Raw genomic sequence first — 20,209 nt, 5'->3', positions numbered from 1 at the left:
GGGCCTTACGCGAAGGACTTCTCGAAATGGATCAAGCTGCCGCGCCGGGGTGCGGACTGCATCCGGACGTTCTCGGCGAGTGCCTTGATCAGGAAAAGGCCGCGGCCGCGCTCGTTGCCCGGCCCCGGCGGACCGACCGCCTCGGGGTCGAAGCCCTCACCGTCGTCGCGCACGTCGATGGCGCAGTGATCGTCGGCGACCTCGAGGCATACCTCGAAGTTGTTGGCACCGTTCGCGTGGTCGATCACGTTGGCGCACGCCTCGGTGATCGCGATCTCCAGGTCGGCGCCGTGCGTCTTGTCGACGTGCAGAGCGGCGAGTGCGCAGCGCAGCAGCCGCCGCGCGGCCGGCACGCTGCCGGTCTCGCGCGGAAGGTTGAGGCGGACTGTCATACGCATAGCTCATGAGTGCCCGTCAAATGGCAGGACTAATCGCGGCCCGCTCATCCGGGTGTGATCGAAAAACGTGTTATCCATGGACAGCTTGCGCGTCCCCCTTTGGTCGGCCCGCAAAACGAGGGCCGGAAGGAACGACGAGAGGCAGGAACATGGCGGACCAACCCGACATTGCGACGGTCGTCGCGGCCCGTGCCGGCGACCCGGCCGCCATCGACCGGCTGGTCGCGGGGTACATGCCGCTCGTCTACACGATCGTCGGCCGGGCCCTGGAGGGCCACGCGGACGTCGACGACGTGGTGCAGGACGTCATGCTGCGGGTGCTGCGCAATCTCGGTGACCTGCGCGAGCCGGAATCCTTCCGGTCCTGGCTGGTGGCGATCACGGTCCGCCAGGTGCGGGAGCGGTTCCGGGCCCGGCGCGGCGCGCCCGACGCGCTGCTGCACGAGGACGTACGCGACCCGGGTGCCGATTTCACCGACCTGGCCATCACCCGCCTCGAGCTCTCCGGGCAGCGCCGGGAGACCGCCGAGGCGACCCGCTGGCTCGACGAGGACAACCGGGAACTGCTGTCGCTGTGGTGGCTGGAGGCCTCCGGGGAGCTGACCCGGGACGAGATCGTCGAGGCCACCGAGGTGACCCGGCAGCACGCGGCGGTGCGGATCCAGCGGATGAAGGGCCAGCTGGAGACGGCCCGGGCGGTGGTGCGGGCGCTGAACGCCCAGCCCGCCTGCCCCGACCTGCGGTTGCTCACCGTGCCGTGGGACGGCACGCCGGGCGCGTTGTGGCGCAAACGGATCGCCCGGCACACCCGGGACTGCTCCTACTGCTCGCCGAGCTGGAACAACCTGGTCGCGGCCGAGCGGCTGCTGGCCGGCATGGCCCTCGTCCCGATCCCGGCCGCGCTGACCGGCAAGGTGGTGGCCGCGAAGACGGTGGTGGGTGGCGGAACCCATCTCGCCGCCAAGATCGGGCTGGGTGTGTCGCAGAAGGTGCTGACCGCGGCCCTGTCCACGGTCGCGGTGGCCGGTGCGGCGACCGCGGTGGTGGTCATCCGGCAGGACCCGCCGCCGTCCACCCCGACGGCGGCCGTCCTCGCTACCCAGTCGACCGCTCCACGGCGTACGCCATCGGCCACCCCGGCCACGGCGTCGCCGACGCCGTCCCCCTCGCCGACGCCGGCGAAAACCTCTAAAAAGCCCGTCGTGATCGCCGCCAAGGCGAGCAAGAAGAAGGGCGTCGGGGTCTGGGAGTTCACCGGGGTCAAGGCGGCGCTGGCCGACGTCGGGGCCGGTTGGTACTACAACTGGGCGCCGAACAACGACAGCGTGCCCGGCCCGTCCGGCGTCGAGTTCGTCCCGATGATCTGGGGCAAGGCCAACGTCACCGACGGCACCATCGCCCAGGCCAAGAAGGAGAGCGAAGGGGAACTGCTCGGCTTCAACGAGCCGGACATGGGTGGGCAGGCCAACATGAGCGTCGAGGACGCCCTGGCCGATTGGCCCAAGCTGCAGGCGACCGGGCTGCGGCTGGGTTCTCCGGCGGTGGCGTACGGCGGTGACACCGCCGGCGGCTGGCTGGACCGCTTCATGACCGGGGCGACGGACAAGGGCTACCGGGTCGATTTCATCACCCTGCATTGGTACGGCAGTGACTTCAGTGACGCGGCGGTCAATCAGTTCCTCGGGTACGTCGATGCCGTGCACAAGCGCTACGGCAAGCCGATCTGGATCACCGAGTACGGCCTGATGAACTTCTCCGGCTCGCCGAAATACCCGTCCGACGCGCAGAAGGTCGCCTTCATCTCCGGCAGCACGAAGGGACTGGAGAGCCGTTCGTTCGTCGAGCGGTACGCCTGGTTCGGTCTGCCGGCCGTGGGGGACAGCGTCGACTTCGGCCTCTACAAGGACGGGGATTCTCCGACCGCGGCGGGTCAGGCGTACAAGGCCGCGGGTTAGATTCGAACCATGATTCGGTTCGGGTACAAGGCCTCGGCGGAGCAGTTCGCCCCGGCGGAGCTTCTCAAATACGGCGTGCTGGCCGAGGAACTGGGCTTCGACTCGGTCTTCACGTCAGATCACCTGCAGCCGTGGCGGCACGACGACGGGCACGCCCCGGCCGCCCTGCCGTGGCTCGGCGCCCTCGCCGCCCGCACCGAGCGGGTGCTGATCGGCACCAGCGTGCTGACCCCGACGTTCCGCTACCACCCGGCGGTGGTAGCCCAGGCGTTCGCCACGCTGGGTTGCCTGGCGCCGGGCCGGGTGGTGCTCGGCGTGGGCTCCGGCGAGTCGCTCAACGAGGTGCCGCTGGGCATCCCGTGGCCGGACGGCAAGGAGCGGTTCGCCCGGCTCAAGGAGGCCGTGCTGCTGATCCAGAAGCTGTGGCAGGAAGACCGGGTGACCAGCGAGGGCCAGTTCTACCGGGTCGAGAACGCCACGATCTACGACAAGCCGGAGACGCCGGTCCCGATCTATATCGGCGCGTCCGGCCCGGCCGCCACCCGGCTGGCCGGCCGGATCTCCGACGGCTTCATCACCACCAGCGGCAAGGGCGCCGAGCTCTACACCGAGACGCTGCTGCCGGCCGTGCGCGAGGGCGCCGAGAAGGCCGGTCGCAAGGTCGACGACCTGGACCTGATGATCGAGGTCAAGGTGTCCTTCGACGAGGACATCGAGCAGGCCCGCAACAACACCCGCTACTGGGGTGCGCTGGCCCTGACGCCGGACGAGAAGACCGGCGTCGAGGACCCGATCGAGATGCAGCGGCTGTCCGACGCGCTGCCGGTCGAGCGCACGATGACCCGCTGGATCTGCTCGTCCGACCCGGAGGAGCACGCCCTGCGCATCACCGATTACCTCGACATGGGCTTCAAGCACCTGGTCTTCCACGCCCCCGGGCCCGACCAGGAGCGCTTCCTGCGGTTGTACTCCGAGCAGATCCTGCCGAAGCTGCGCGAGCGCGCCTAAGGATTTTCCCGCGGGACGGGGCGCAGGCGGCCGCTCCGGGTGCGCGGGCCGCCGGTGCCCTGGCCGTTGATCAGGCGCAGGTCAGGGCGCTGGCGGTAGGTCTCCAGCCGGCGGCGCTTGGCGCCCACCTCACGGTTGGCGGCCGGCTGCGGCGGGAGCGACCGTGCCTTGGCCGGGTCGAGGCGGTGATCCTCGGCCGACCGCGGCTTCAGGTCGGCGGTGCGACTGCCGGGGCCCGGTCCGGCGGCTCCCGGGTAACTGGACCGCCAGGAGTGTGGTTTGCCGTTGCCGGTGGGCCGGGTCGACGTGTGCGGGGCCGGGTTCTCGCCGGCCCGCCACAGATCGCGGCCGGGCGACGGCCGGCGGCGCGGCGGACCCCACAGCGGCTCGCCGGTCGGCTGCCGGTCGGACTGCCGCCAGCCCGGCGACATCGGCACGGTCGACGCGTTCGGGTCGGCCATCGCGGCGTCGGAGCCGGTGTGCCGGCCGCGGCGCAGCCGGTACTCGGCGGTGATCACCCGGAACCAGTGCCGCAGGCCGGCCCGCTCGCCACTGTTCATCCTCGGGTACGCCACGCTGCCCACCTCGGTGACCTGCAGGCCGCGGGCGGCCGGGCGCACCGCGAGCAGCGGCTGCATCTCCGGGCCGTCGCCCCAGGCGGTGGCGTGCCGGGCGGACGGGTCGGGCAGATCGAGGCGGTCGATGGCGTCCCTCCAGAAGGCGGCGTAGCCGAAACCGGGGTCGGTGCGGCGCGTGCCGAACAGCGCGTTGACCACCCAGATCAGGAGCATGTTGAACCAGCGGCGGAACCGGCCACCGGTCAGGTCCCGGCCGCCCGGGCGGTAACGGGAACCCAGCGCGACGTCGGCGCCGTCGGTCAGCGCGGCCACGTAGCGGGGGATCTCGGCCGGGTCGGTCGAGCCGTCCCCGTTCAGCGTGATCACGACATCGCCGCTGCTGGCGGCGACCCCACTGGCCAGGGCGTTGCCGGAGCCGTGCCGGCCGGGCCGGATCACCAGGGCGTCCGGCCGGGCGGAGCGGACGACCGCGGCCGTGTCGGCGGCCGGGCCGTCGGTGACCACGATGACCTCGTCGACGGCGGGCAGACCGCGCAGCATCAGCGGAAGGCCGCCGGGGTCGCGCACCGGTATCACCACGCTCACGGAGGGTGATGATCGTCGGTAACGGCTCGTCGCTGGGATATGCGGCGAAGGAGGCATGGCGGTGCTCCTTACGGTGACTGCTGATCTTCGAAGCTACCGGTCGGCAACCGAATCGCAACTCATCGGAACGGTCGAGGCGATGCCTACCGGAGGACCGAACCGGACTCCGGAAATGCGGTAACGGAGGGTGCTCGGCGGTCGCGCAGCTACTGTCCGTACAAGAAAGGGGGGTTGGGGGTAGGGTTTCAACCGTTGCGATCTATCTCTTGGTCGGAGGACAACGGCTGTGAAACTTGGCCTGCACATCTCGAACTTCACCTGGCCGGACGGCGCCCCTCGGCTCGCCTCGGTGCTCGCCGACGTGGCCTCCGCGGCCGACGAAGCCGGCTTCGAACGGATCAGCGTGATGGACCACGTCTGGCAGATCGGAGTCAACGGTCCGCCCGAGATGGACATGCTCGAGGCCTATACCGCGCTCGGCTTCATCGCCGCCCACACCAGCACCGCGAAGCTGCTCACCCTGGTCACCGGCGTTTCCTACCGCGACCCGGGCCTGCTCGCCAAGGCCGTCACCACGCTTGACGTGCTCTCCGGGGGTCGGGCCATCCTCGGCATCGGCGCCGCCTGGAACGAGGAGGAGTCGAAGGGCCTCGGCCTGTTCTTCCCCTCCACCAAGGAGCGGTTCGAGCGGCTCGAGGAGACGCTGCGGATCTGCCGGCAGATGTTCGACGGCGACGAGACCGCCTTCGAGGGCAAGCACTACCAGCTCGGCCGGGTGCTCAACGTGCCGGCGCCGCTGGCCAAGCCGCGCCTGCCGATCCTGATCGGCGGCGGTGGCGAGAAGAAGACGCTGCGCCTGGTCGCGCAGTACGCCGACGCCACCAACCTGTTCCCCGGCCCCGAGGTGCAGCACAAGCTCGACGTGCTCAAGGCGCACTGCGACGACGTCGGCCGCGACTACGACGAGATCGAGAAGACCGTCATGTACCGGTTCGACCTGTCCGCGCAGACCCCCGGCCAGATCATCGAGGACCTGTCCGGCCTGGCCAAGCTGGGCTTCACGGTCGGACACGGCGGCGTGCGCAACGTCTACGACACCAACCAGCTCGAGATCTTCCGGAAGGAGATCATCCCCGCGGTCGAGGCGCTGTGATCAACGCCGTCGTTTTCGACCTGGACGGCGTCATCATCGACTCCGAGGAGGTCTGGGAGGAGGTCCGCCGCGACTACGTAGCTTCATACGGCCGCGAGTTCCTGCCGGACAGCCAGGACCGGATGATGGGGATGAGCACCCCCGAGTGGTCGACCCACCTGGCCGAGGAGGTAGGGGTGCCGCGCACCCCCACCGAGGTAGCCGACGACGTGCTCAGCCGGATGGCCGAGAAATACAAGAATGACCTGCCGCTGATCCCCGGCTCGGTAGATTCGGTGCGGCGCATCGGCGAGCGTTACCCGATCGCCCTGGCCAGCTCGTCGGCCCGCATCCTGATCGACCAGGTGCTGGCGACTGCCGGATTAAGCGAAGCGTTCCAGGTGACGCTCTCCACCGAAGAGGTGCCGCGCGGCAAGCCACACCCGGACGTCTACCTGGCCGCCGCCGAGAAGCTGGGTTTCGCCCCCGAGACGTGCGCCGCCGTCGAGGACTCCAGCAACGGCCTGCGCTCGGCCGGCCGAGCCGGCCTGGCGGTGGTGGCCGTCCCGCACGGCGTCTACCCACCCGCCGCCGACGCCCTTGCCCTGGCAAGCCTGGTGGTGTCAGATTTGGGCGAGCTGACAGTGGAAGCGATCGATAGGCTCCGCTGATGGGGGTCTTCACGTCTGCCGCTGGCACGGAGTTGCATTACGAGCTGCGCGGGGAGGGACCCCCGCTGATCTGTCATCCGGGTGGTCCCGGCCGCCCGGCGTCCTATCTGGACGACTTGGGCGGGGTAGCGCACACGCTGGTGCTGCTGGACCCGCGCGGCACCGGCGAGTCCGAACCGGCCACGCCGTGCGCTTTCAGCGACCTGGCCGACGACCTGGAACTGCTCCGAGTGCACCTGGGCGCCGAGCGACTGGACGTGCTGGGCCATTCCGCCGGCGCCTGGCCGGTGCTGGCTTATGCGGCAAGGCACCCGTCCCGGGTGTCCCGCCTGGTCCTGCTCACTCCGTCCCGAAAGCCGATCCCGCAGGGCGCCGACGAGCCAACCCAGGACGTATTGGTAAAGCGCTGGTTCTCCGCCGAGCCCTGGTACCCCGCAGCCAAGGCGGCATGGGACGCGGACGACCTACCCGGCCTGATGCCACTGATCTACGCGACGGACACCCCCGAGGTACGGGCGCATGCGTCCCGCCCCGAGGCAACAGCCGACTACGAGGCCGAATTCTGGTCCGCAGCACTGGACCCAGGCGACCTGGCCGCGGTAGGCGTCCCGGTAAGCATCATCGCCGCCGACCGAGACGTGGTGACGGGCCTGGCCGCCCCACACGTCCTGGCAGATTGGCTCCCCAACGCCTCAATCATCTGGCTGCCAGACGCCGGCCATTTCCCGTGGGTGACCCACCCCGAGCTGACCCGCCTGTCGATAGACGAGGCCCTGGCCAGCTGACCCCCAAACTCCCCGGCGAGTACGGCACCCGAGCCAAACGGCCAAGGGCGTGGAGTTCCCGTCAGCTCCGAACGCCAACTCCACAAGATCGGCGCGGGTGGCGCGGGTGGCGCGGGGCCCCGGCGGGCGGCGGCAGCGGGCGGCGCGCCTCGGGTGGCCAACGACGACAGCGTGGCCACCTCCACGACAGTTCGCACACCCTGGTTTTGGCTTGGGGATCTCCTCGCGGCGGCACGCCCGCCCAATCGCGCCGGTGGTTGGTGTGCAAGCGGGGTTTTGCTTGCGCACCGGCCGCCGGTGTGATCGCTTCAAGTGCCGCCGCGAGGAGATCCCCAAGCCCCGCCCTAACCCCAGCCACAAACAAAGCCCGAAGCACAAACGCGCGGATCTCCGAGCGCCCGGCCGGGGTCCGGGGCAGCGCCCCGAAGCTTTGACCGCAAGCAGCGTCCACCGACGACCCGGCCGGGTCCGGGGCTTCGCCCCGAACCCCCTACCGAGAAACGCCAACCCCGGCGTAATCCGGCAGCTCAAACGAACTACTCCGATCCGCTGCGATCTTGAACGTCAGATCCAGGAACCACTTCTGATTGTTCATATAGTTCCGCACCCGGATCCCCCGATCCGTCTTAGGAGCCAGGAACATCCCAGTGGTGTCCCCACCCTTCTGCGTCCCCCGAGCAAACTTCCCGATCCGCTTCTCATAGGCAGCGAACGCCACCCGATGGTCACCCCCCGCCGCCGCCAACTCCCCGGCCAGCACATAAGCGGAGACAAGGGCAGTCCCGTTCCCCTGCCCGCCGATGGTCGCCCCACAGGCCGCGTCCCCCACCAGAGCAACCCGCCCCCGACTCCACCCCGGATTGTCAACCCGGCAGATCTGGTCGAAGTAGAAGTCGGAAGCCCCGTCCAGCCCATCAAGCAACGACGGCGCCAACCACCCCATCCCGGCAAACCGAGAACGCAAAATCTCGTGCATCGCCCCCCGGTCATGCCGGTCGTAACGAAGCAGAGGGGAGCGGAACACCGCGAACGCCCCCGCCCGCGACGGATCGTGCTGATTGCCCCCGACGCTGAGCATCCGCCCCGGCAGGTTGTGCAACAGGCTGTCCTTCCCGACCCCCCATTCATTGGCCACGTCCCACCCGGCCACGTAATACCCGAGGTGCTTGACGAACTGCTCCTCCGGCCCGAACACCAGCCGCCGCACCCCCGAGTGCACCCCGTCGGCCCCGATAACGAGATCGAACCGCCGTTCCACCCCGCTGGCGAACCGCACGTCAACCCCGCCGGCATCCTCGGACAGGGCAGCGATCCGATCCCCGAACAGGTATTCGGTCCCGTCAGCGGCTGCACACAGAATCCGAGACAGCGCCCCGCGCTGAACTTCAAGGTCCCCACCGGCCAGCCCGGCAGGCCACTCCATCAGCTTCCGCCCGTCCCCGTCGACGAACCGCATCGCATTACCCCCGGTCTGCACCGCTCGCAGAGCCGGCAACACCCCCATTTTCTCCAGCACACCCATATGAAGCTGCCCACGAAAGTCGACCGCGTTACCACCGGTGCGCAGGGAAGGCGCCACCTCGACGATGGTCGCCTGGAAGCCGTAGCGGCCGAGCCAGTAGGCAAGGGCGGGCCCGGCGATGCTGGCGCCCGAGATCAGGATTCGCATAACTGTGTCCTCCATACGCAATTACTTCTGTGTACGGTAGACGCTGTTTGGAGAGAGGGCAACATGTCTGTCGAATTCCTCTGGCACGAGCGCCCGAAGCCGGCCCGCGGCCCGAAGCCGACCCTGACCCTCGACCAGATCGCCGACGCCGCGATCGCGATAGCCGACGCCGAGGGCCTGGCCGCCGTCTCGATGCAGCGAGTGGCCGCCGACCTGGGCTACACAAAGATGTCCCTCTACCGCTATCTGCCAGGCAAGGCCGAGATGGTCGCGGCCATGCTGGAGCGGGGAATCGGCGACCCGCCCGACTTGTCCCAAAGGCCATGGCGGGAAGCGCTAACAGAATGGGCGCAGACCCTCTTAGGCCGATATTTCGGACACGCCTGGGCGCTAGAAGCCAGCACCGGCACCCGCGCCATCGGCCCGGTAGAGCTGAGCTGGCTGGAAAGCGCCCTGAAAGTCCTGCCAGAAGGCCTGACCGGCGGCGAGCGGATGGACGCGATCGCCACCATCGCCGGCCACGTAAGAGCCATCGCCGGCCAGAAGGGCGGCGAGCAGATGATGACCGAGGCCATGACCCTGGTCCTGCGGGAGCATGCCGACCGCTTCCCGGCGATCGCGGCCGCGGTAGCCGACCCGGGCACCCCCGACCAGGCGTTCACCTTCGGGCTCGAGCGCATCCTGGACGGGCTCGAGGTGCTGCTGGGACGCAGGGTGTGAAACTGATTCGGTAGGGGTATCCGAGGCCGACTCAGCCTTGGAGGTGGCCCATGGTGATCGCGGCGAGTGGATTACGACTCGACCTGGACATTTTCGATTACCTCATCCTCGCGCTCTACTTCATCACCGTTCTGGGCATCGGTTTCGCGGCCCGCGCGGCGATCAAGACCAGCGCCGACTTCTTCCTCTCCGGCCGCTCGATGCCGGCCTGGGTGACCGGTCTCGCCTTCGTCTCGGCGAACCTCGGCGCCCTGGAGATCCTCGGCATGGCGGCCAACGGCGCCCAGTACGGTCTGATGACCCTGCACTATTACTGGATCGGCGCGGTCCCGGCCATGGCCTTCCTCGGCATCGTGATGATGCCCTTCTACTACGGCTCCAAGGTGCGTAGCGTCCCCGAGTTCCTTCGCCGCCGCTTCAACGACAGCACCCACCTGTTCAACGCGATCAGCTTCGCGATCGCCCAGATGCTCATCGCCGGCGTCAACCTTTTCGCCCTGGCGCTGATCCTGCAGGCGCTGCTCGGCTGGCCGCTGTGGATCTCCATCGCGCTCGGCGCCGCGATCGTGCTCATCTACATCACCCTCGGCGGTCTCTCCTCGGCCATCTACAACGAGGTGCTGCAGTTCTTCGTGATCCTCGCCGGGCTCATCCCGATCACCATCGTCGGCCTGGTGAAGGTCGGCGGCTGGAACGGCCTGGTCGACAAGGTGCAGCAGACCTCGCTCGGCGAGGCCGGCCTGCACACCTTCGCGAACACGGCGAGCAGCGACAACCCGCTCGGCGCCAACTGGATCGGCATCATCTTCGGGCTCGGCTTCGTGCTGTCCTTCGGGTACTGGACGACCAACTTCGCCGAGGTGCAGCGGGCCCTGTCGGCCAAGAACATGAACGCCGCCCGGCGTACCCCGATCATCGGCGCTTTCCCGAAGCTGGTGATCCCGGTGGTCACCGTGGTCCCCGGTCTGATCGCGCTGGTCACCGTGAAGGGCCTGGGCGCGGACAAGGGCGACCTGACCTACAACTACGCGATCCCGCTGCTGATGCGCGACCTGCTGCCGAACGGCGTGCTGGGGGTGGCGGTGACCGGCCTGCTGGCGTCGTTCATGGCCGGCATGGCGGCGAACGTCTCCGGATTCAACACCGTCTTCACGTACGACATCTGGCAGTCCTACATCAAGAAGGACCGCGACGACGCGTACTACCTGCGGATCGGCCGGTACGCCACGATCGGCGGCGTGGTGGTCGGCATCGGCACCGCGTTCATCGCGGCCGGCTTCAGCAACATCATGAACTACATCCAGGCGCTGTTCTCGCTGTTCAACGCGCCGCTGTTCGCCACCTTCATCGTCGGCATGTTCTGGAAGAGGATGTCCTCCTGGGCCGGCTTCTGGTCCCTCGCCCTCGGCACCCTGTCGGCGCTCACGCTCTACCTGCTGCACCTGAGCGACGTGGTCAAGTTCAACTCCGACCTGGAGGAGAGCTTCTGGGGCGCCGGCCTGGCTTTCGTGGTGGCCGTCGTGGTGGCGCTGATCGTCACCCAGTTCACCCCGTCAAAACCGGAGAACGAACTTCGAGGCCTGGTGTACGGCATGGGCGGCGACGCGACCTCCACCGAGACGATCATCTCCGGCGAGAAGGTCTGGTGGCGTAACCCGGTCCTGCTCGGCGCGATCGCCGTGGTGCTGGCCCTGCTCCTGTACATCCCGGTCTGGTAAAGGAGGTTCTCGACATGGCAGACGAAACGCGGACCAGCAAGGCGGCCCGGCTCTTCGACGTGCGCCGGGTGATCGGTGGCCTGTTTCTTCTCTACGGGGTGATCGTCACCCTGCTCGGCCTGTTCGACAGCCAGGCCGAGATCGACAAGGCGCAGGGCGTGCGGATCAACCTCTGGATGGGCCTGGCGATGCTCGCCCTGGGCCTGCTCATGTTGCTGTGGTTGAAATTGAGCCCGCCGGAGGCCCCTCCGGAAAGCTCAGAACCCGAGAACCCGGCCGAATGATGGTGGTGCCGGTGCCGACCGGGTGCGGTTCGGTTGCACAGCATCCGCATATCTTCGAGTCGGGGGCATGACCGTCCGATACACAGGGCATGGAACCCCTTGCAGCAGTCAGCTTCGCCACCTCCGGGGTCAGCCGAGCCCCGGGGTGGCAGGCACAGGTGAGAATTGACTACGCCATCAACAAGGTCGCGCAAACCCACCGCGGTCAATCCGAGGACACTATTGCGCAGGCAATCCACGACCAGCTCCGGGCTCTCGGAGTAGTGCCGAACGGACGCAAGGTCGCCGAGTACGCGACGGCCATCTCCGCTCTTCCCCAACTACCGCCGAACAACAAGTGAGTGACCCGTGGCCCGGTCCTTGAGCAGGACCGGGCCACGTAGTTTCACGAGAAGCGCAGGATCCGGTCGTCGCCGTCCTTGGGGTCGCCGCGGCCGTCCCGGTTCGAGGTGGTCAGCCACAGCGCGCCGTCCGGCGCCACCGCCACCGTGCGCAGCCGGCCATATTCGCCGGTCAGCTCGGCCTTCGGCTCGCCGCCACCGAGCGGGACCGTCCACAGCCGCTCGCCCTTGAGCCCCGCCACGTAGAGGGTGTTGCCGGCCACGGCCGCGCCCGACGGTGAGGCGTCGTCGGTGTGCCACTGCGCGATCGGGTCGACGAAGCGCGAGTCGTTCGCCTTACCCTCCACGGTCGGCCAGCCGTAGTTCTTGCCCGGCTCGATGATGTTCACCTCGTCCCAGGTGTCCTGGCCGAACTCGATGCCGTACATCGTCTTGTCCGGCCCCCAGGCCAGGCCCTGCACGTTGCGATGGCCCATGCTCCAGACCGGCGAGCCCGCGGTCGGGTTGCCCGGCGCGGCCTTGCCGTCGGTGGTCAGCCGCAGGATCTTGCCGTTCACGTCCTTCGGGTCCTGCGACTGCGGCTCGTCGCCGGCGTCGCCGACCCCGGCGTAGAGGAATCCGTCCGGCCCGAACGCGATCCGCCCGCCGTTGTGCCGGCCACCCTTGGTGATTCCCTTGAAGATCACCTGCGGGGTCTTGTCGTCGAGCGTGAACTTCACGATCCGGTTGTCATCGGCTGCCGTGAAGAACGCGTACACCAGCTTGTTCTCGGCATAGTCCGGGTCGACCGCGAGCCCGAGCAAGCCGCCCTCGCCGCCGGATTCGACCCCCGGCACCTGGTAGACCTTCGCCGGATCGCCGCCGCCGACCGGGATGTGCAGGATGTCACCCTTGTCGCGCTCGCTGACCAGGGCGCTGCCGTCCGGCAGGAAGGCGAGACCCCACGGCACGGCGAGCCCGGTCACCAGGGTCTGCGGTTTCGACAGATCGGGCTTGCCGGCCGGGGACGCCGAGGTGATCGCCGGGGCCGAGGGCACTGTCGCCTCGGCGCGCGGAGTCGACGACGTCGGTTCCCCGGAGGAGCAGGCGGCCAGCGCGGCGACGCCGGCGGTGGCGAGCAGAAGACGCGTTCGCATCGCCCAACGGTGCCACGCTCCGGCGAACTTCACCCGTTTCCCGGCCCCGCGCTCAAGATCCGTTTCAAGATGAGGCCGCGCGGTGGGGCAGCCGCGCAGGGCGGAGAGGCACCCGGTGCGAGCTTTGGCGCGTCCCTTGCGGGCCGCGATCATCACGGTCACGACACTGCTTGCGTACGGGGTTCCGCCCGCGTTCGCCTCGTCGACGCCAACTATCTCCTGGCAGCCGTGTCCCGAGAACGACAAGGTTCAGTGCGGGGAGATGAAGGTGCCGGCCGACTGGGCCAATCCGGCCGGCCCGACCGTGACCCTGACCATCGCGCGGCGGCCGGCCCTCGACCCGGCGCACCGGATCGGCGCCCTGCTGGTCAACCCCGGGGGCCCGGGCGGGTCCGCCGTGGACTTCACGTTCGACGCCTCGACGTTCTTCACCGAGCAGGTGCGCAAGCAGTTCGACATCGTCGGGATGGACCCGCGCGGCGTCGGTCGCAGCAGCCCGATCCTCTGCTCCCAGGACCTGGTCGACGCCAAGCCGTCCCCGCTGATCGAGACCGCCGCCCAGTACGCCGCCACCATCGAGTACAACCGCAAGCTCGCGGCCGACTGCGCCGCCCGCACCGGCCCGGTGTTCGCGCACGTGGACACCGGCAGCGTGGTGCGCGACATGGACGCGGTCCGGGTCGCCCTGGGCGAGCAGAAGATCAGCTTCTACGGCGCCTCGTACGGCTCGCTGATGGGTGAGCAGTACGCCGAGCGTTACCCGGAGCAGCTGCGCGCGCTGGTGCTGGACGGCGTGATGGACCACACCGCCAACGTGGGCACGTTCCTGACGCTGGAGACCGACGCGGCCCAGGATTCGTTCCGCGAGTTCGTGGCCTGGTGCGCCCGGGACGAGAAGTGCGTGCTGCGCGGGCAGGACGTCGACAAGGTGTGGGCCGCGCTGATGGTGCGGGCCCGGGCCGGAACCCTGAGCAACCCGTACGAGCAGCCGGAGAAGCTGAACCCGGCCAGCCTGGCGCAGGCCGCGTTCGCCGCGTTCTACGAGCCGCAGTGGTATTCGTTCGCCTACTACCTCAAGGACGCGACCACCCCGAAGAAGGACGCGACCACCCCGAAGCCGGCGGCCCGCAGCGGGGTGCCGCCCAGCCCGTCCGACATCGTCGCGCACAGCTTCCCGGGGGTGATCTGCTCGGACTGGTACCTGCCGATCACCGGCTTCCCCGACCTGCACCGCCGGCTGTCGATCCTGGCCGGCCGGGCCCCGCAGATGCTCGCCTCGCCGCTCGCCCTGTCCGCCACGGTCGGCTGCCTGGGCTGGCCGTACGCGCCGGCGAACCCGCAGCACCGGATCGTCCCGCCGCCCGGCATGCCGCCGGTGCTGCTGGTCGGGACCCGGCACGACCCGGCCACCTCGTACGTCTGGGCCCAGCGGATGGCCCAGCAACTCGGCCCGGCGGCCAGCGTGCTCACCTATGAGGGCTGGGGTCACGTCAACTACAACCGCAGCCCCTGCGTCGCCGCGGTAGCCGACAAATACCTGCTGACTCTGGCCCGCCCGGCGTCCGGCGCCTCCTGCCCGGCGGTCGAGCCGCAGCCGTTCGGGGTGGGCTGAGGGCTGCGTCACGCTGGCGCCTGGGACAGCCCGGAGTATCGTTAGCCAGGCTAACTACCGAGCCACCCCGGGAGGCGCTGTTGAGCCGCCGCGCGCCCAAGGCGTCCATCGATCCGGACGCCGGCAAGAGCTGGCTGCGTCGCGCGCTGCCGCTCGTCAAAGCCCATCGCGGGCTGCTGATCACCTCGCTGGTGCTGTCCTTCGCCGGGCTCATCGTGCAGGTGCAGATTCCCAACCTGGTCCGGATCGGCATCGACAAGGCCGTCGTCGACCGGGCCGGCAACCTGACCTACTACGTCTGGGCCATCGTCGGGCTCGCCCTGGTACAGGGCCTGATCAACTACCTGGCCCGGCTCTATCTGCTGCGCACCGCCTACGAGCTCGAGTACGACCTGCGCAACATCGTCTACTCCCATCTCGTACGCATGCCGTTCGGTTTCTACGACAAGGTGCAGTCCGGCGAGCTGATGTCCCGCTCCGGCTCGGACATCCGGGCCGTGCAGATGTACCTGTCGTTCGGGCCGTCGATCCTGGTGCAGTGCCTGATCGCGGTGGTCGCGTTCGGGCTGATGCTGTCGATCAACGTGCCGCTCGCCATCGTGGCGATGGCCACCATGCCGATCATCGGGATCCTCGGGGTCAGCATGCGCAAGGCGATCTTCCCGGTGTCCTGGATGATCCAGGCCCGGCTGGCCCAGCTGGCCACCGTGGTCGACGAGAACATTCAGGGCGTACGGATCGTGAAGGCCTTTGCGGCCGAGGGCCGGCAGTTGACGTCTTTGGCCGAGAGCGCCGACCGGATCCGCTGGGCCTACCGGCAGGACGCGAAGATCCGCAGTCGATGGAACCCGCTGCTGGACAACCTGCCCCGGCTCGGCCTGGCCCTGGTGCTGCTGGTCGGCGGCCTTATGGTGATCGACGGGCACACCACCATCGGCACGATCGTCGCCTTCAACTCGTACGTGCTGATGCTCCAGCCGCCGTTCCGGCTGCTCGGCATGATGATCATGATGGGCCAGCGGGCGTCGGCGTCGGCCCGGCGGATCTACGAGATCCTCGATACCCCCTCCGACGTCGTCGACGACGTCGCCCCGGTCGCGCCGAAGCTGCGCGGGGATCTTGCGTTTGTCGACGTCGGGTTCGCGTACCCGAATGGGACCGTCGCCCTTGAGGGTTTGAGTCTTTCGCTCGCGGCCGGCGAGACCGTCGCCGTCGTCGGCGGCACCGGGTCCGGCAAATCGACCCTCGGGCGGCTGGCCGCCCGCTTCTACGACGTGACCTCGGGCAGCGTGACCATCGACGGCATCGACGTCCGGAAGATCAAGCTGTCGGCGCTGCGCGAGCAGGTCGGCATCGTGCCGGACGAGCCGTTCCTGTTCTCGCTGTCGATCCACGACAACATCGCCTACGGCCGGCCGGACGCCTCCCGCGCCGAGGTGATCGACGCGGCGGTGGCGGCCGGCGCCGACGAGTTCATCGAAGAGCTTCCCGAGGGGTACGACGCGGTGGTGGGCGAACGCGGCTACACGCTCTCCGGCGGGCAGCGGCAGCGGATCGCGATCGCCCGGGCGCTGCTGATGAACCCGCCGATCCTCGTGCTCGACGACGCGACAAGCGCCATCGACGTGACCGTCGAGCAGCGGATCCACGGCTCGCTCAAGGACCGGATGCAGGGCCGGACCACGCTGATCGTGGCCCATCGGCTGTCCACGATCAGCCTCGCCGACCGGGTCGTGCTGATGGCCGGCGGCCGAGTCGTCGCCGATGGGACACACGCGTCCTTGCTGGCGTCGGAGCCGCGTTACGCCGAGGTGCTCGCCTCCACCGCGATGGAAGACGACGAGGTGTCGGCATGAGTATGTTCGGTGGTGGTTTCGGCGGGTTCAACGCCGGCGGACGACCGACCGTGGGGATGGCCGGCCGCGGCAAGGGCAACGGGCTGCCGTTCTCCGGGATCCCGTCCGACCTGGCCGAGGGCGTCGCCAAGCTGGAGGCGCACGAACCCGAGCACGGTGACCCCGGCGTCCGCTTCGATCCGGTGGCCGACTCGGGCGGGAAGATCTCGATCGGGCGGCTGCTGGTCGGGCGGCCCGGGCTGCTGGTCGCCGCCTCGCTGGCGATCCTGGTCGAGACGCTGTTGTTGCAGGCCGGGCCCTATCTCGTGCAGGTCGGCATCGACCACGGCATCGCCGACCGCAACCTGCGTGTCCTGGTCATCGCGACGATCTGTTTCGTCGCGGCCGTGCTGCTCACCGGGGTGGCCACCGCCGTACGCATGCGCAAGAGCGGCGTGCTTGCCGCCTCCGCCACCCGCGACCTGCGGATCCGGATCTTCGCGCACCTTCAGCGGATGTCGCTTGACTACTACACCCGGGAGAAGGCCGGGGTCACCATGACCCGGATGACCTCCGACGTGGAGTCGCTGCAGAGCCTGCTGCAGGACGGCTTCGCCCAGTTCCTCATCCAGGGACTGACCATGGTGGTGGTCACCGGGGTGTTGTTCCACTACAACCCGGAACTGGCGATCATCACGCTGGTGCTTGTCGTGCCGCCGCTCACGGCCGCCTCGTTGTGGTTCCGGCACGCCGCCGACCGCGGCTACAACCGGCAGCGGGACACCATCGCGGCGATGTTCGCCGACCTGGCCGAGAGCCTCAACGGGGTACGGGTGGTGACCGCGCACAACCGGCAGGAACGCAACGTGGTCGAGCACCGGTCGGTGGTCGGGGCCTACCGGGACGCCAACGACTGGACCGGGCGGATCAACGCGATCTACGGGCCCGGTACGTCGGTGATCGGCCTGATCGCGATGGCGGTGATGCTGCTGCTCGGCGGCCGGATGGTGCTGCGCGGGACGCTGACGATCGGCGAGTTGACCGCGTTCGTCCTGTACATCAACTCGTTCTTCCAGCCGGTCCAGCAGCTCGTTCAGCTCTACACGCAGTACCAGCAGGCCAAGGCCGCGGTCGGCAAGATCCGTTCGTTGCTCTCGACGGCGCCCTCGGTCGCCCAGTCCGCGGACGCGGTGGCGCTGCCGCCGGTGGTCGGGGAGATCGTTTTCGATGACGTCAGCTTCGGATATTTGCCATCACGTCCGGTTTTATCGCATGTGTCGCTGCGGATCGCGCCGGGCGAGACAGTCGCCTGCGTGGGGCCCACCGGCGCTGGCAAGTCAACTCTCGCCAAGCTGGTCACCCGCTTCTACGACCCGGTCGGCGGCGCGATTCTGATCGACGGGCACGATCTGCGGACCGTCACACTCGACTCGCTGCGTCGGCAGATCGGCGTGGTGCCGCAGGAACCTTTCCTTTTTGCCGGGACATTGCGGGACAACATTGCTTTCGCCCGCCCGGATGCCTCCGACGACGAGGTCTGGGCGGCGATCGACGCGGTCGGGCTGCGGGATCTGGTCGAACGGTCTCCGGAGGGACTCGACACGCCACTGCACGAGCGCGGGCAATCGGTCTCCTCCGGCGAGCGGCAGCTGCTCGCGCTGGCCCGGGCGTTCCTGGCCGAGCCCCGGGTCGTTGTGCTCGACGAGGCCACGTCCAGCCTTGACCTGCGGTCCGAGCTGCGGGTGGAGGCGGCGCTGGACGCGCTGCTCGACGGGCGGACCGCGATCCTGGTCGCGCACCGGCTCTCCACCGCCATGCGCGCCGACCGGATCATCGTGGTCGACGACCACGGCATCGTGGAGAGCGGGTCGCACGACGAACTCGTGCAAGCCGAGGGTCGGTATGCCGCCATGTTCGACCAGTGGGCCGCGTCATCTGGTAGCAAAGGATAGACAGCTACCTTTGCCCACTGTGGAGGATCGATGCGGATCTTGCCGGTTCTAGCAGTAGCTTCCCTCTCTACCGTATTCATCGCGGCGCCCGCCTCTGCGGCGCCTGTTCTCGGCCCGACCGCGACCGGGCGCGGCGGCGGGATCGCGACAGTCGACGCGACCTCGACCGCCGCCGGGCTTGACGTGCTGCGGCACGGCGGCAACGCGATCGACGCGGCCGTCGCGGCCGCCGCCACCCTCGGGGTCACCGAACCGTTCGTGGCCGGGCCGGCCAGCGGCGGCTTCCTCGTCTACTACGACGCCGAACACCGCCGGGTCTCCACCATCGACGGCCGGGAGACCGGGCCCGCCACGATGACGCCGACCTACTTCATCGACCCGGTCGACGGCCTGCCCTACGACTTCCAGGAGGCCAGGGTCAGCGGCCTCTCGGTCGGCGTGCCCGGCGCGCTCGCCACCTGGGACACCGCGCTGCGGCAGTGGGGCACCCGCTCGCTGGCCTCGCTGCTGCGGCCGGCCGCCGCCGTGGCCGAACGCGGGTTCCCGGTCGACGCCCAGTTCCGCCAGCAGATCAACGACAACCTGGCGGCGTTCGGGCAGTTCGACTCGACCAAGGCGCTCTACCTGCCCGGCGGTGCGCCGCCCGCGCTCGGCTCGACCCAGCGCAACCCCGACCTGGCGGCCACCTACCGGCAGATCGCGGCGCAGGGCATCGGCGCCTTCTACCGGGGGCCGATCGGTGCCGACCTGGTCAAGACGGTGCAGCACCCGCCGGTCTCGGCCAATCCGGTCGGCTCCTGGGCGTACCCGATCCGGCCTGGGAATTTGACCTTGGATGATCTTGCGGGCTATCAGGTGCGGCGGCCGGCGCCGACTCGCTCCGACTTCCGGGGGCTGTCGGTCTACGGCATGTCCACCCCGTCCAGCGGTGGCACGGCGGTCAGCGAGGTGCTCAACATCCTGGAGAAGGTGAACCCGTCCTCGGCTGACGTCACGCAGGTGCTGCACACCTACCTCGAGGCGTCGGCGCTCGCCTTCGCCGACCGCGGCCGCTACGTGGGTGCGTACACCTCGCCGGATGTCCTGCGGAAGCTGGCCTCGGACCGCTGGGCCGGGCAGCGCGCCTGCCAGATCTCACCGACTTCGGCGCTGTCAAAACCGGTCGCCCCTGGCGACATCAATGCCTCCGGGTGTACGCCCACCGCGGCCTCGCTGACCCCCGACACCGGTCGGAGCACCACCAACATCACGGTGTCCGACCGCTGGGGCAACGTCGTCGAGTGGACCTTCACCCTGGAGCAGTTCGGCGGCAACGGGATCGTGGTGCCCGGGCGCGGCTTCATGCTCAACAACGAGCTGACCGACTTCAACTTCGTGCCCTCGCAGGGTGCTGCCCCTGATCCGAATCTGCCCGGCCCCGGCAAGCGGCCGCGGAGCTCGATGAGCCCGACGATCGTGCTGAAGCACGGCCAGCCGTTCCTGGCCCTGGGCTCGCCGGGCGGCGCGTCGATCATCACGACCGTGCTGCAGATCCTGGTGAACCGGCTGCTCCTGGGCATGCCGCTGCCTGCGGCACTGGCCGCACCGAGGGCCTCGCAGCGCAACTCGGCCGGCATCCAGGCCGAGCCCGCTTTCCATGTTGCCTACGGGCCGTCGCTGACCGCATTGGGTCATACCTTCGGCCCGGACATGGCCGAGCTGGGCGCGGCGACCGCGATGGAGTTCACCGGCTACGGCGGCGTGATCGCCTCGGCCGAGCCGGTCCGCAGAGGCGGTGGGGCTGCCGCCGTGCTGTGGCCCTCGAACTCTGGTAGGCAGGGATAGACAGCT

At 69.1% G+C, this 20,209-nt stretch carries 17 protein-coding genes; 13 read left to right on the top strand and 4 right to left on the bottom strand.

Annotated elements, in window-relative coordinates:
• Window positions 1-5: 5 nt before the first annotated feature.
• A complete protein-coding gene (locus Ate02nite_RS02065; RefSeq protein WP_239147061.1) occupies window positions 6-392 on the bottom strand; it encodes an ATP-binding protein in 387 nt (128 codons plus the stop codon).
• Between the two features lie 155 nt (window positions 393-547).
• On the opposite strand from Ate02nite_RS02065, the gene Ate02nite_RS02060 reads away from it, so the two are divergent.
• Together Ate02nite_RS02060 and fgd are read left to right on the top strand one after the other, a co-directional pair.
• A complete protein-coding gene (locus tag Ate02nite_RS02060) occupies window positions 548-2,353 on the top strand; it encodes a sigma-70 family RNA polymerase sigma factor (RefSeq protein WP_203798026.1) in 1,806 nt (601 codons plus the stop codon).
• 9 nt (window positions 2,354-2,362) lie between these two features.
• On the top strand, window positions 2,363-3,361 hold the full coding sequence (gene fgd, locus Ate02nite_RS02055) for a glucose-6-phosphate dehydrogenase (coenzyme-F420) (protein ID WP_203798024.1): 999 nt from the start codon (window positions 2,363-2,365) through the stop codon (window positions 3,359-3,361).
• Here fgd and Ate02nite_RS02050 read toward each other — a convergent pair.
• Window positions 3,358-4,524, bottom strand: a complete 1,167-nt coding sequence (locus Ate02nite_RS02050) for a glycosyltransferase family 2 protein (RefSeq protein WP_203798023.1) — start codon at window positions 4,522-4,524, stop codon at window positions 3,358-3,360. The genes fgd and Ate02nite_RS02050 overlap by 4 nt on opposite strands.
• A 286-nt stretch (window positions 4,525-4,810) precedes the next feature.
• Here Ate02nite_RS02050 and Ate02nite_RS02045 point away from each other — a divergent pair, with 286 nt between their 5' ends.
• Genes Ate02nite_RS02045 through Ate02nite_RS02035 form a run of 3 tightly spaced genes read left to right on the top strand, consistent with a single transcriptional unit; the run spans window position 4,811 to window position 7,112 of the window.
• Window positions 4,811-5,677, top strand: a complete 867-nt coding sequence (locus Ate02nite_RS02045; RefSeq protein ID WP_203798021.1) for an LLM class F420-dependent oxidoreductase — start codon at window positions 4,811-4,813, stop codon at window positions 5,675-5,677.
• On the top strand, window positions 5,674-6,327 hold the full coding sequence (locus Ate02nite_RS02040) for an HAD family hydrolase (protein ID WP_203798019.1): 654 nt from the start codon (window positions 5,674-5,676) through the stop codon (window positions 6,325-6,327). The genes Ate02nite_RS02045 and Ate02nite_RS02040 overlap by 4 nt, the downstream gene beginning before the upstream one ends.
• Entirely contained in the window at window positions 6,327-7,112 is a 786-nt protein-coding gene (locus Ate02nite_RS02035; RefSeq protein ID WP_203798017.1) for an alpha/beta fold hydrolase, read from the top strand. The genes Ate02nite_RS02040 and Ate02nite_RS02035 overlap by 1 nt, the downstream gene beginning before the upstream one ends.
• Window positions 7,113-7,602: 490 nt before the next feature.
• Here the strand turns inward: Ate02nite_RS02035 and Ate02nite_RS02030 are convergent, their stop codons facing one another.
• A complete protein-coding gene (locus Ate02nite_RS02030) occupies window positions 7,603-8,781 on the bottom strand; it encodes an FAD-dependent monooxygenase (protein ID WP_203798015.1) in 1,179 nt (392 codons plus the stop codon).
• Between the two features lie 63 nt (window positions 8,782-8,844).
• Here Ate02nite_RS02030 and Ate02nite_RS02025 point away from each other — a divergent pair, with 63 nt between their 5' ends.
• The 4 genes from Ate02nite_RS02025 (at window position 8,845) to Ate02nite_RS02010 (ending at window position 11,844) form a co-directional block, all read left to right on the top strand.
• Window positions 8,845-9,501 carry a TetR/AcrR family transcriptional regulator gene (locus tag Ate02nite_RS02025; protein WP_203798012.1) on the top strand — a complete coding sequence of 219 codons (657 nt, stop codon included), beginning with the start codon at window positions 8,845-8,847 and terminating at the stop codon, window positions 9,499-9,501.
• Between the two features lie 50 nt (window positions 9,502-9,551).
• Window positions 9,552-11,219: a sodium:solute symporter family protein gene (locus Ate02nite_RS02020; RefSeq protein ID WP_203798010.1), complete on the top strand. Its 1,668-nt coding sequence runs from the start codon at window positions 9,552-9,554 to the stop codon at window positions 11,217-11,219.
• 14 nt (window positions 11,220-11,233) lie between these two features.
• Window positions 11,234-11,503 carry a hypothetical protein gene (locus Ate02nite_RS02015; RefSeq protein ID WP_203798008.1) on the top strand — a complete coding sequence of 90 codons (270 nt, stop codon included), beginning with the start codon at window positions 11,234-11,236 and terminating at the stop codon, window positions 11,501-11,503.
• 158 nt (window positions 11,504-11,661) lie between these two features.
• Entirely contained in the window at window positions 11,662-11,844 is a 183-nt protein-coding gene (locus tag Ate02nite_RS02010) for a hypothetical protein (RefSeq protein WP_203798006.1), read from the top strand.
• A 44-nt stretch (window positions 11,845-11,888) separates the two neighbouring features.
• Here Ate02nite_RS02010 and Ate02nite_RS02005 read toward each other — a convergent pair whose 3' ends face one another.
• A complete protein-coding gene (locus Ate02nite_RS02005; RefSeq protein WP_203797998.1) occupies window positions 11,889-12,980 on the bottom strand; it encodes a PQQ-dependent sugar dehydrogenase in 1,092 nt (363 codons plus the stop codon).
• Between the two features lie 115 nt (window positions 12,981-13,095).
• Here Ate02nite_RS02005 and Ate02nite_RS02000 point away from each other — a divergent pair, with 115 nt between their 5' ends.
• The 4 genes from Ate02nite_RS02000 to Ate02nite_RS01985 all read left to right on the top strand — a co-directional run bounded on the left by Ate02nite_RS02000 (window position 13,096) and on the right by Ate02nite_RS01985 (window position 20,203).
• Window positions 13,096-14,592 (top strand): alpha/beta hydrolase, encoded by a 1,497-nt coding sequence (locus tag Ate02nite_RS02000; protein WP_203797996.1) that lies wholly within the window; start codon window positions 13,096-13,098, stop codon window positions 14,590-14,592.
• Window positions 14,593-14,672: 80 nt separating this feature from the next.
• Window positions 14,673-16,448, top strand: coding sequence for an ABC transporter ATP-binding protein (locus tag Ate02nite_RS01995; protein ID WP_203797994.1), 1,776 nt, complete (start codon window positions 14,673-14,675; stop codon window positions 16,446-16,448).
• Entirely contained in the window at window positions 16,445-18,379 is a 1,935-nt protein-coding gene (locus Ate02nite_RS01990; RefSeq protein ID WP_203797992.1) for an ABC transporter ATP-binding protein, read from the top strand. Before Ate02nite_RS01995 ends, Ate02nite_RS01990 begins: the two co-directional genes overlap by 4 nt.
• A gap of 30 nt (window positions 18,380-18,409) precedes the next feature.
• Entirely contained in the window at window positions 18,410-20,203 is a 1,794-nt protein-coding gene (locus Ate02nite_RS01985; protein WP_203797990.1) for a gamma-glutamyltransferase family protein, read from the top strand.
• The last annotated feature ends 6 nt before the right edge of the window (window positions 20,204-20,209 follow it).

The sequence above is a fragment of the Paractinoplanes tereljensis genome (genome assembly GCF_016862435.1).
GTDB lineage: Bacteria > Actinomycetota > Actinomycetes > Mycobacteriales > Micromonosporaceae > Actinoplanes > Actinoplanes tereljensis.
The sequence above is the reverse complement of the archived record's forward strand: the minus strand, read 5'-3'. Positions and strand labels throughout refer to the sequence as shown.